The organism is Actinomadura sp. CNU-125 (genome assembly GCF_001942465.1).
In the GTDB taxonomy this organism is placed as follows: Bacteria; Actinomycetota; Actinomycetes; order Streptosporangiales; family Streptosporangiaceae; genus Spirillospora.
Genome location: NZ_MKJY01000168.1, coordinates 1 through 11,245 on the forward strand (window position 1 = coordinate 1; position 11,245 = coordinate 11,245).

The 11,245-nt window shown below is 73.2% G+C and carries 10 protein-coding genes and 1 pseudogene; 2 read left to right on the forward strand and 9 right to left on the reverse strand.

Annotation, left to right across the window (positions count from 1 at the left end):
- The coding region (locus tag BJF79_RS55625) for a DMT family transporter (RefSeq protein ID WP_187357028.1) at positions 1 to 541 on the forward strand (541 nt) is incomplete at its 5' end.
- 501 nt (positions 542 to 1,042) lie between these two features.
- The gene (locus BJF79_RS51195) at positions 1,043 to 1,774 is read left to right on the forward strand and encodes a glycosyltransferase (RefSeq protein ID WP_262402319.1); all 732 of its coding nucleotides are present in this window, start codon (positions 1,043 to 1,045) and stop codon (positions 1,772 to 1,774) included.
- Here the strand turns inward: BJF79_RS51195 and BJF79_RS20365 are convergent.
- The 9 genes and pseudogenes from BJF79_RS20365 to BJF79_RS20400 form a co-directional block, all read right to left on the reverse strand.
- Positions 1,747 to 2,625 (reverse strand): DMT family transporter, encoded by an 879-nt coding sequence (locus tag BJF79_RS20365; RefSeq protein ID WP_075899607.1) that lies wholly within the window; start codon positions 2,623 to 2,625, stop codon positions 1,747 to 1,749. The two genes, BJF79_RS51195 and BJF79_RS20365, sit on opposite strands and share 28 nt — an antisense overlap.
- Before the next feature lie 36 nt (positions 2,626 to 2,661).
- On the reverse strand, positions 2,662 to 3,936 hold the full coding sequence (locus BJF79_RS20370) for a thymidine phosphorylase (RefSeq protein ID WP_075899609.1): 1,275 nt from the start codon (positions 3,934 to 3,936) through the stop codon (positions 2,662 to 2,664).
- A gap of 14 nt (positions 3,937 to 3,950) precedes the next feature.
- Positions 3,951 to 4,355 (reverse strand): cytidine deaminase, encoded by a 405-nt coding sequence (locus BJF79_RS20375; RefSeq protein WP_075899611.1) that lies wholly within the window; start codon positions 4,353 to 4,355, stop codon positions 3,951 to 3,953.
- A 4-nt stretch (positions 4,356 to 4,359) separates the two neighbouring features.
- Positions 4,360 to 5,712 carry an ABC transporter permease gene (locus BJF79_RS20380; protein WP_075899613.1) on the reverse strand — a complete coding sequence of 451 codons (1,353 nt, stop codon included), beginning with the start codon at positions 5,710 to 5,712 and terminating at the stop codon, positions 4,360 to 4,362.
- Entirely contained in the window at positions 5,709 to 5,876 is a 168-nt protein-coding gene (locus tag BJF79_RS60835; protein ID WP_262402320.1) for a hypothetical protein, read from the reverse strand. Before BJF79_RS60835 ends, BJF79_RS20380 begins: the two co-directional genes overlap by 4 nt.
- A complete protein-coding gene (locus BJF79_RS20385) occupies positions 5,852 to 7,039 on the reverse strand; it encodes an ABC transporter permease subunit (RefSeq protein WP_262402321.1) in 1,188 nt (395 codons plus the stop codon). The genes BJF79_RS60835 and BJF79_RS20385 overlap by 25 nt, the downstream gene beginning before the upstream one ends.
- A pseudogene (locus tag BJF79_RS20390) lies at positions 7,036 to 8,585 on the reverse strand (ABC transporter ATP-binding protein). Before BJF79_RS20390 ends, BJF79_RS20385 begins: the two are co-directional and overlap by 4 nt.
- Positions 8,586 to 8,655: 70 nt before the next feature.
- A complete protein-coding gene (locus BJF79_RS20395) occupies positions 8,656 to 9,708 on the reverse strand; it encodes a BMP family protein (RefSeq protein ID WP_075899615.1) in 1,053 nt (350 codons plus the stop codon).
- 200 nt (positions 9,709 to 9,908) lie between these two features.
- The coding region (locus BJF79_RS20400; protein ID WP_262402322.1) for an amidohydrolase at positions 9,909 to 11,245 on the reverse strand (1,337 nt) is incomplete at its 5' end.

Genomic DNA, 11,245 nt, shown 5'->3' on the forward strand with positions numbered 1-11,245 from the left:
GGGCGGGCTGGGGGCGTTCCTGGTGGCGGGACGTCCGGAGCAGGGCGACGCGACGGCGCCGATCTGGATCTGGGTACTGATCGCGGGACTGGTCGGGCTGATCACCGGCGGGCTGGTGAAGCTGGCACGGCGGCTGGCGCCGGAGAAGGAGGCGCCGGTGCTGGGGGCCGGGGCGGGGATGCTGTTCGGGTTGCAGTCGGCACTGACGCACACGGCCATCGGCAGGCTGCTGGACGACGGGCTGCTCGCGATGCTGCTGCACTGGTCGCCGTACGCGGTGGCGGCGGTGGCGGTGACGGGGACGCTGCTGCTGCAGAGCGCGTTCCGGCTGGAGCCGCTGGAGGCGTCGTACCCGCCGCTGGCGGCGGTGGAGCCGCTGGCGGGCATCGCGATCGGGCTGGGGGTGCTGGGCAGCTCGGTGCGGACGGCGCCGCTGTGGCTGGTGATCGAGGCGCTGGGGCTGCTGGTCATGACGGGCGGGGTGTGGGTGCTGGCGAAGGCGGCGGTGGCGTACGAGCGGTCGCTGGAGAAGGGCGCATGAGGACGTCGGTAGCAGTGCTGGTGGAGCTGGTGCGGGACGCCGGGGCGGGCGGCCACGTGAAGTGCTGGGAGCGGTTCGCGGAGGCGGCGGTACGGGACGATCCGGGCGTCGACCTCACGATCTACGTGCTGGGCGCCCGGGACACGGTCGAACCGCTGTCGGACACCGTCCGGTTCGTCACGTTACGGCCGATGGTGGGGACGCGGCGGCTGGCGCGGGCGCTGGGCGGGGTCGACGCGACGGACCTGGCGCCGTACCACCCCGGGCTGGCGGTGCGGCTGCGCAAGCACGACGTCTGGCACCTGACGCACTCGTTCGCGTTCGCCGGGACGGCCGTCCGGCTGGCGGAGCGGATGCCCGAACGGCCGGGGATGGTGTGTTCGCTCCACACCGACGTGCCGGTGCTCACGGCGGCCTATCTGCGGCAGATGCGGATGCCCGGGACGGTCGCGGGCGCGGCCGCCGCACTCGCCGGACGCGCCGGAACCGGCTGCTGCGGGCGTGCGACCGGGTGCTGGTCCGCGACGGCGACCGGAGCGCGGCGAGGTCGAGGCGGTCGTCGGGCCGGGCCGGGTGTCGCTGCTCGGCCGGGGCGTCGACCTGCGCAGGTTCCGGCCCGATCCGGACGCGCGGGCGCGGCTCGCCGCACGGCACGCGTTCGCCGACGGGGAGACGCTCGTCCTGTTCGCGGGGCGGGTCGACGCGTCCAAGCGGGTGATGACGGCCGCCGAGGCGGTGCGGCGGCTGCGCGCGGACGGACGGGACGTGCGGCTCGTCGTCGCCGGTTCGGGCGCGGCCGCCGAACCGCTGTCGGCGCTGCTCGGCGACGGCGTCACGCTGCTCGGCAGGCTCGGGCAGGACGATCTCGCGCGCGTCTACGCGGGCTGCGACCTGCTCGCGTTCCCCTCGAAGAGCGAGACGATCGGCAACGTGGTCGCGGAGGCGATGGCGTGCGGGCTGCCGGTGCTGCTGCCCGAGGTGGCGCTGACGACGACGTGGCTGGCGGCGCCCGGACGCGACGGCGTGGTGGTGCGGCGGGACGACGCGGACGGGTGGGCGCGCGAGATCGCGGCGCTCGCCGACGATCCGGGCCGCCGCCGGGCCATGGGGCGGGCGGCGCTGGAGACGTCCCGGACCGGGCACCGTTCGTGGAGCCGGGTCCTGGCGGAGGACCTGCTGCCGGTGTGGCAGGAGGTCGCCGGACGTCAGGTGGTGCGGCGCGCGATCTCCTGACGGTGCAGGGCCTGGAGGAGCGGGGACGTGTCGAGGACGGCGATGCCGACGAGCAGGACCGCGATCCCGAGGACGGTCAGCCCGGACGGGAGCAGGCCGACGCGGATCCGCTCGTCGAACAGCAGGATGCCGAGGGTGACGGCGAGGGCGGGCTCGGTGGAGTCGATCACCGGCATGGTCGCGGCGAGCGGCCCCGCCTGGAACGCGCTCTGGATGAGGATCAGCCCGGCGATGCTGGCGAGCACCAGCGCGTAGGTGTGCCAGGTCGTGAACAGCCCGAGGACGCCGTGCTCGATCTGGCTGACGGTGGCGGCGAGCAGCACCGACTGGGTGCCCATGATGAGGCCGCCCGCGAGCGCGATGAGGGACGCGCGGGGCATCTCCCCGGCGAAGCGGGAGGCGGTGAGGGCGAGCGCGGTGGCGGCGCCGACGGCGGCGAGCGTCAGCAGCCACTCCCCCACCGGGACGGGCTTGTCGCCGCCGCGCGGGTCGGCGGCGACGAGCGCGAGGGCCAGCCCCCCGGCGACGGCGAACGCGCCGAACCATTCGCGGGGGCTCATCCGCAGCCGGTAGAGCCGGACCGACAGCGGGATCGCGAAGACCAGTTCGGTGACGATCAGCGGCTGGACGAGCGCGAGCGGGCCGAACGCGAGCGCGAGCATCTGGAACCCGTAGGCGCCGACGGCGAACGCGATGCCGCACAGCCACGTCCGGTCGTGGGCGAGGCGGCCGAGCAGGCGGACCGACATGGCCTCACGGGACGGGCGGGCGCTGGCCGCGCGCTGCTGGAGCACACCGGCGAGGGCGAAGCAGGCGCCGGCCAGCACGGCGGCGAGGATCGCGACGGGCACGGGGGAACGGTTCCCGCCGGACCCGTTCCCAATCCGTCAGGTGATCTTGCCGAGGACGAGGGGGTGCAGGTCGGGCGTGCCGCCGGGGACGATCTCGAACGCGCCGTCGAGCGCTTCGAGGGCGCGGGCGACGCGCGTCTCGTCGTCGGTGTGGAGGGTGAGGAGCGGCCGCCCCGCTTCGACGGTCTCGCCCGGCTTGGCGTGGCAGGTGACACCGGCGCCGAACGACACCGGGTCCTCCTTGCGGGCCCGTCCGGCACCGAGCCGCCAGGCCGCGACGCCCACGCCGTAGGCGTCCAGGCGGGTGAGGACGCCCGAGGCGGGCGCCGCGATCGAGTGCGTGACGGCGGCCGCGGGCAGGGGCGCGTCCGGGTCGCCGCCCTGCGCGGCGATCATGCGGCGCCAGGCTTCCATCGCGGAGCCGTCGCGGAGCGCGTCGGCCGGGTCCTTGCCGGTGATCCCGGCGGCGTCGAGCATCTCCCGGGCGAGCGCGACGGTCAGCTCGACGACGTCGGACGGCCCGCCGCCCGCGAGGACGTCCACGGACTCGGCGACTTCGAGGGCGTTGCCGACCGCGTTGCCGAGCGGCCGGTCCATCGCGGTGAGCAGCGCGACCGTGCGGACACCGTGGTCGGAGCCGATCGCGACCATCGTCTCGGCCAGTTCCCGGGCCGACTCGGGCGTCTTCATGAACGCGCCCGAACCGACCTTGACGTCCAGGACCAGCGCCCCCGTCCCCTCGGCGATCTTCTTCGACATGATCGACGACGCGATCAGCGGGATCGACTCGACGGTGCCGGTGACGTCGCGGAGCGCGTAGAGCTTGCGGTCGGCGGGCGCGAGGCCCGTCCCGGCGGCGCAGATCACGGCGCCCGACGCGTCCAGGACGTCCAGCATCTCGGCGTTCGTCAGCGACGCCCGCCAGCCGGGGATCGATTCGAGCTTGTCCAGGGTTCCGCCGGTGTGCCCGAGTCCGCGCCCGGACAGCTGCGGGACGGCCGCGCCGCACGCCGCGACCGTCGGCGCCAGCGGCAGCGTGATCTTGTCGCCGACGCCGCCGGTCGAGTGCTTGTCGGTGGTGGGACGGCCGAGCGCCGACCAGTCCATCCGCTCCCCGGAGGCGATCATCGCCTCCGTCCAGCGGGCCACCTCGGGCCGCGTCATGCCGTTGAGCAGGATCGCCATCGCCAGGGCCGACATCTGCTCCTCGGCGATCGCGCCGCGGGTGTAGGCGTCGACCGTCCAGTCGATCTGGTCCGGGGCCAGCTCGCCGCCGTCCCGCTTGACGCGGATGACATCGATGGCGTCCACGATTTCCCTTCGGGTCAGGTGCGGGTGATCAGGTCGTCGGGGCCGAACGCGTCGGGCAGGACGTCCGACATGGGCAGGACGCCGCGCACCGTCTCCAGCAGCAGCGGCGGGCCGCCGTGCTCCCAGAGCAGCTGGCGGCAGCGCCCGCACGGCATCAGCGGGTCGCCGTTGCGGTCGACGACGGCGACGGCGACCAGCCGCGGCTCGCCCGACTTGCCCGGCCCGTGCAGCGCCGAGACGAGCGAGCACTCCGCGCACAGCCCGACCCCGTACGACGCGTTCTCCACGTTGCAGCCGGTGATCACGCGTCCGTCGTCCACCAGGGCGGCGGCGCCCACGGGGAACTCCGAGTACGGGCAGTAGGCGCGCTCCATCGCCTCCCGCGCGGCGGTGCGCAGGGCCGGCCAGTCGATCTCCATACGGTTATCTTGCCTCGCCCTTGCGGAAGCGGAGACCGTTGGCGGCCGGCATCCGGAGCCGCTGGCTGAACAGGGCCAGCACCAGCAGCGTGATCAGGTGCGGCGTGAACGAGACCAGCTCGCCCGGGACGGTCTCGCTGAGGAAGAACCACGCGAGCAGCCCCAGCGCCGACACGAGGGCGGCACCGGACGCGACGTAGCCGCGGCGGACGGCACGGCGTGCGGCGTCCGTGGTCGCGTCCGGGCGCAGCCGTCCGGCCCGCAGCGCCTGCCAGACGGCGGCGCCGATCAGCAGGATCGCGACGAACAGCAGCAGCGCGTGCACCGAGGCGCCGCCGCCGCGCAGGTTCATCGCGTCGGTGTAGCCGAACAGCAGCGACCCCGCGGTGAGGCCGCCGGGCCGCCAGTTCCCGAAGATCATCGCGGCGAGGCCGATGAAGCCGCGGCCGTTCGTCTGGCCGTCCTGGTAGGAGTTCGCGGCGACGGTGACGAGGAACGCCCCGGCCATCCCGGAGAACCCGCCCGAGATGATCACGGCCGCGTACTTCATCCGGTAGACCGACACGCCGAGCGACTCCGCCGCCGACGGGTCCTCGCCGCAGGACCGGACGCGCAGGCCGAACGACGTCCGCCACAGCACGAAGAACGTCAGCGGGATCAGCAGCAGCGCGACCGCCGTCAGCGCGGACACGCCGCTGGTCACGCCCCGCAGGATGCCCGCGAGGTCGGAGACGAAGAACCAGTGGTGCTTCTCGATGGAGCCGAGGACGTCCGGGCTCTTCCACCCGAACACCTCCCCGCCGGACAGCACCGGCACCGTCAGCGTCGAGATCGAGTCGACCGGCGGCGACTGCCGCTCCCCGCCGCCGAGCGCCTTCGCCTCCTCCGTCGCGAACAGCATCCCCGCGAGGAACTGCGTGAGGCCGAGGCCCAGGATGTTGATCGCGACACCGGACACGATGTGGTCGACGCCGAACGTGACGGTCGCGACCGCGTGCAGCAGCCCGCCGAGGGCGCCGCCGAGGATGCCGACGGCGACGCCGACCCACGGGCCCCACTGGTACCCGGCCCACGCGCCCGCCCACGTGCCGAGGATCATCATGCCCTCTAGCCCGATGTTGATCACGCCGGAGCGCTCCGACCACAGGCCGCCCAGCCCCGCGAGGAAGATCGGGACCGCGAGGCGCAGCGCGGCGCCGACCGTCCCGCTGGACGTCAGGTCGTTCGCGTCGTCCAGGGTGCGGACGAGCGACAGCAGCAACAGCAGCCCGGCGGCGATCAGCAGGTAGTGCGGCCAGCGGAGCCGGCGGCCGCCGTTCTTCGCGGCGGCGGCGCGGTCGGCCTGCGTGACGGTCACTTCGCGCTCCCCGAGGTCTCGCCGGCCAGGTCGTGGCCCGTGGCCAGCTCGACGGCCACGGCCCGCTGCTGCAGCCTGATCTCCCAGCGCCGCATCAGCTCGTACACGATCACGACGGTCAGGACGACGACGCCCTGCATCACCCCGACGATCTCCTTCGGCACGTCCACCGCCTGGAGGACGTCCGAACTCTGGTCGAGGAACGCGAACAGCAGCGCGGCGAGCGCGATGCCGAACGGATGGTTGCGGCCGAGCAGCGCGACCGTGATGCCGGTGAAGCCGAGACGGCCGGGAAGTTCAGCGAGTACTCGTAGGAGCCGCCCAGCAGCTCCGGCATCCCGATCAGGCCCGCGATCGCACCCGACATGATCATCGTGACGACGATCATGCGGCGGGCGCTGACGCCGCTGGCCTGCGCCGCCGACGGCGACAGCCCCGACACCTTCAGGTCGAACCCGAACCGGGTGAAGTTGATGACGATCCAGAACACGATTCCGACGACGATCGCCAGCGGCAGCAGCCCGTACACCTGGCCGGGCAGGTCGATGCCGAGCGCCGCCAGGAACCCGTTCAGCGAGCCGACGCGCCCGTCCTCGGGGATCTGCGGCGTCGCGATGTTGTTGCTGCCCGGGCTGAGCTCGGCCAGCCGGTCCTCGTTCAGCAGGTAGGCGATCAGGCCGGTCGCGATCGCGTTCAGCATGATCGTCGACAGGACCTCGCTGACCCCGCGCGTCACCTTCAGGACGCCCGCGATCGCGGCCCACACGCCGCCGACCGCCATCGCCGCGACGATCACGAAGAACTGGCCGAGCGGGGCCGGGAGGGCGAGCGCGCCGCCGAGCACCGCCGCGAGGAACGCGGCGAGCCGGTACTGGCCGTCCACGCCGATGTTCAGCAGCCCCATCCGGAACCCGATCGCGACCGCGACCGCCGACAGGTAGTAGCGCGTCGCCCGGTTCAGGATGTCGACGATGGAGTTGTCGGTCGTCCCGTACTCGACCATGCTCTGCACGGCCGCGAACGGCGCCGCGCCGGTGGCCCGCAGCAGGATCATCGTGATGACGAGGGAGATCAGCAGCGCCACGACGGGCGCGCCGATCTTGAGGGCGAGGTTCCGCGGACCCTTGCCCTGGAGGATCGCCTTCCAGGCCGGGATCTTGTCCGGGTCGTCGCCGGGCGAGCCGCCGGACGGGACGCCGGGCGCGTCCGGCTCGTCCCGTTCGGCCTTCGCGACCGCCGCGTCCGACTCCGCCGCCGCGTCCGATTCGGCCGCCGCGTCCGTCCCGTGTTCGGATTCCGGGTGTTCGGGGTCCTTCGCGTCGCTCATGCGGAGGCTCCGGCGCCGGTCATGGCGGAACCGAGGTCCTCCGGGGTGACGGTGCGCGGGTCGACCTCGGCGACCAGCCGTCCCCGCAGGATCACGTGCAGGGTGTCGGACATTCCGATGAGTTCCTCTAGGTCGGCGCTGATCAGCAGGACGGCGAGGCCCGCCGCGCGGGCCCGCCGCAGGTGGTCCCAGATGGCGGCCTGGGCGCGACGTCGATGCCGCGGGTCGGGTGGGCGGCGATCAGCAGCCGCGGCTCGCCGGACATCTCCCGGCCGACGATGAGCTTCTGCTGGTTGCCGCCGGACAGGGCGGCGGCGGGCACCTCGATGCCCGGGGTGCGGACGTCGTAGTCCCGGACGATCCGGGTGGTGTCGCGGCGCGCGCCGCGCCGGTCGATCCACGGGCCCTTGACGTTCGGGGGGCGCGTCTGGTGACCGAGGACGCGGTTCTCCCAGAGTGACCCTTCGAGGATCAGCCCGTGCCGGTGCCGGTCCTCGGGGATGTAGGCGATGCCGGCCTCGCGGCGGCGGCGGGTCGGCCAGTGGGTGATGTCGTCGTCGCCGTAGCCGATCGTGCCGCCGTCCGCGCCGCGGATGCCCATGATCGCCTCGATCAGCTCGGACTGCCCGTTGCCCTCGACACCGGCGAGGCCGACGATCTCGCCGCGGCGGATCCGCAGCGACACGCCGTCCACCAGCGGGCGCCCCTCGGGCGTGAGGACGGTCAGCCCGCCGACGTCGAGCTGGACCCGATCGGTCGCGGTGGAGTCGCGGAGCTCCGGGGTGGGCAGCTCCGAGCCCACCATCAGCTCGGCGAGCCGGCGGGACGTGACCTCCTGCGGGTCGAGGCGGGTGGCGACCGTGGTGCCGCGCCGGATCACCGAGATCGTGTCGGCGACCGACAGGACCTCGTCCAGCTTGTGCGAGATGAACAGCACGGTCAGGCCCTCGGCCCGCAGTTCCCGCAGGTTGCCGAACAGCTCGTCGACCTCCTGCGGGACGAGCACGGCGGTCGGCTCGTCCAGGATCAGGACGCGCGCGCCCCGGTACAGCACCTTGAGGATCTCGACGCGCTGCCGCTCGCCCACGCCGAGCTTCTCGACCAGCACGTCGGGGTCGACGCGCAGGCCGTACGTCTTCGACATCTCGGTGATCTTCGTGCGCGCGGCGGCGAAGTCGATCCGGCCGAACCGCTTCGGCTCGGCGCCGAGGATGACGTTCTCCAGCACGGTCAGGTTGTCGGCCAGCTTGAAGTGCTGGTGGACCATGCCGATGCCGCGGGCGATGGCGTCGCCGGGGCCGCGCAGCGACACCGTCTCGCCGTCGATCTCGATGGTGCCCTCGTCCGGCCGCTGCATGCCGTAGAGGATCTTCATGAGGGTGGACTTGCCGGCGCCGTTCTCGCCGCACAGCGCGTGCACCTCGCCGCGCTCGATCGTGAGGTCGACGTCACGGTTGGCCACCACGCCGGGGAACCGCTTGGTGATCGACGCCAGCCGCACGGCCGGCACCTGGTCGGGCACGGGCGCTTCTCCTGCCTCGAACATGCTGGGGGAAGACGGGGGACGACACCGCACGGCCCCGGACGCCGCGCGCGGCGGCGTCCGGGGCACGGGGTCAGGCTCCGCCGGGAACCTTGATCTCGCCGGCGATGATGCCCTTCTTCAGTTCTTCGAGCTTGGCCTTGATGTCGTCGACGTGGCCGCCGGAGACGGAGTAGCCGACGCCGTCGTTGGCGAGGTCGTACTTCTTCGGGCCCGCCTTGAACGTCTCGTCCGAGACGCTCTTGACGAAGTCGTACACCGCGAGGTCGACCTTCTTCACCATGGAGGTGAGGATGTGGTCCTTGACCTCGGCCAGCGCGGGCTGGTTGTACTGGTCGGCGTCCACGCCGATGGCCCACTTCTTGGCCCCGCCGACGGTCTTGATGACGCCGATCCCGGCGCCGCCCGCGGCGTGGTAGATGACGTCGGCGTCGTCGTCGAGCATGCCCTTGGCGGCCTCGTTGCCGAGGCTGACGTCCTTGAAGCCGTTGAAGTTCGGCGGCTGGGTCAGGTACTTCGACAGCACCTCGGTGTCCGGCTCGACCTCCTTGGCCCCGGCCTCGTACCCGGCCTCGAAGCGCTGGATCAGCGGGACGTTCACGCCGCCGATGAAGCCGATCTTGCCGGTCTCGGAGGTGAGCGCGGCGGCGGCGCCGACGAGGAACGAGCCCTCCTCCTCGGCGAAGCAGGCCGCGGCGACGTTCGCGCCCTCGACCTTGCAGCCGTCGGCGTCCACGACGAGGAACTTCGTGTCGGGGAACTCCTTGGCGACCTTGTTCACCGACGCGGTGTAGGCGAAGCCGACGCCGACGATCGGGTTGTAGCCCTGGTTCGCGAGCAGCCGCAGGCGGGACTCCTTGTCGGACTCCGGCTCGTCCGGCTTCGCGGAGATCTCCTCGGTCTCGATCTTGAGTTCCTTGGCGGCCCGGTCGAGGCCCGCGGCGGCCGAGTCGTTGAACGACTGGTCGCCACGCCCGCCGATGTCGAAGGCGAGGCCGACCTTGAGGGCGTCGCCGCCGCCCTCGTCGCCGCCGCCCTCGGCCGTCTTGCCGCCGCACGCGGACGCGCTGAGCATCAGCGCCGCGCTCGTCACGGCGACGAGCGTCCTTCTGAATCCACGGCGCAAGGTAGCGCTCCTTCCGTTCCCCACCACGGTGGCGACCGGACCGGCCGCCGAAAACGATGGGACGCTACCCCGGAAATCGTGCAAAACCGCCAGATTGCGCGGTTTCGCAACAGCTCCGTTACCAAGGCGTAAGCCATATCGCCACAGGTCATCGGCGGCGCGGTGGCCGGAAGGAACGGCGTGGAACCTCCAGGCGCCGGTCAGGCGAGCGCGGTGCCCTCGATCGCCTCGGCGCCGCCGGGCCGTCCGCCCTCCCACAGCGCGGTCAGCGCGGTCGCGCTCAGCACCCGGACGCCGACGGCGACGCAGCGCTCGTCCACGTCGAAGTCGCCGCGGTGCAGGTCGTACTCGGCGGGCGAGCCGGGGGCGCGGACACCGAGCCGGGCGAGCGCGCCCGGCACCGACTCCAGGTACCAGCCGAAGTCCTCGCCGCCGAGGCTCTGCGGGGTGGGCACGACGCCCTCCTCGTCCATGACCTGCGCGGCGGCGTCCCGGAACATCTGGACGCTCGTCGCCTCGTTCACGGTCGGGGGGACGCCGCGGACGTACTCCAGCGACGCCTCGACGTCGTAGGCGGACGCGACCGACTGCAGCAGCGACTTCATCATGTCCGGCGCCGCGTGCCACGCCTGGTCGTCCAGGCAGCGGACGGTCCCCTCGGCGACGCCGTCGTCGGGGATCGCGTTCGCGACCGACCCGGCCGACACCCGCCCCCACACCAGCGACAGGCTGGAGCGCGGGTCGACGCGCCGGGACAGCGCCGACGGCAGCTCGGTGACGATCTTGGCGAGGGCGTAGACGAGGTCGGCGGTCAGGTGCGGGCGCGCGGTGTGCCCGCCGGGCCCGGTGACCTTCACGTACACCTTGTCGCACGCCGCGGTGATCGCGCCGGTGCGCAGGCCGAGCTGGCCGACCTCGATGCGCGGGTCGCAGTGCAGCGCGAACGCGCGGTCGACACCGACGAGGCCGCCCGCCGCCATCACGTCCAGCGCCCCGCCGGGCACCTCCTCGGCGGGCTGGAACAGCAGCCGCACCCGCCCCGGCAGCAGCCCCGCCTCGGCCTGCTGCGCGAGGAACAGGCCCGCGCCGAGCAGCATCGTGGTGTGGACGTCGTGGCCGCAGGCGTGCGCGACGCCCGGGACCGTCGAACGGTACGGGACGTCCTCCTTCTCGTCCTGCAGCGGCAGCGCGTCGATGTCGGCGCGCAGCGCGACGGTGCCGCCGTCGGCGGGGCCGATGTCGCAGAACAGGCCGGTGCCGCGCGGGAGGACCTGCGGCGTCAGCCCGGCCGCGCGCAGCCGGTCGACGATCTTGCGGGTGGTGCGGTGCTCGGCGTACCCCAGCTCGGGGTGCCGGTGCAGGTCGCGGCGGAATCCGACGAGCTCGCCCTCGTGCCGGTCGAGGAAACCGTCGAGCTGCGGCTGGAGGGCGGCGCCGCCGAGGACGACCGGGTGCCCGCGCCCGCCGCGCCCGAGGGCACGGGCCCGGCGGCGGAGGGCGGGATCGCGGCCGCCGCGGGATCGCCCCCGGTGGCGGG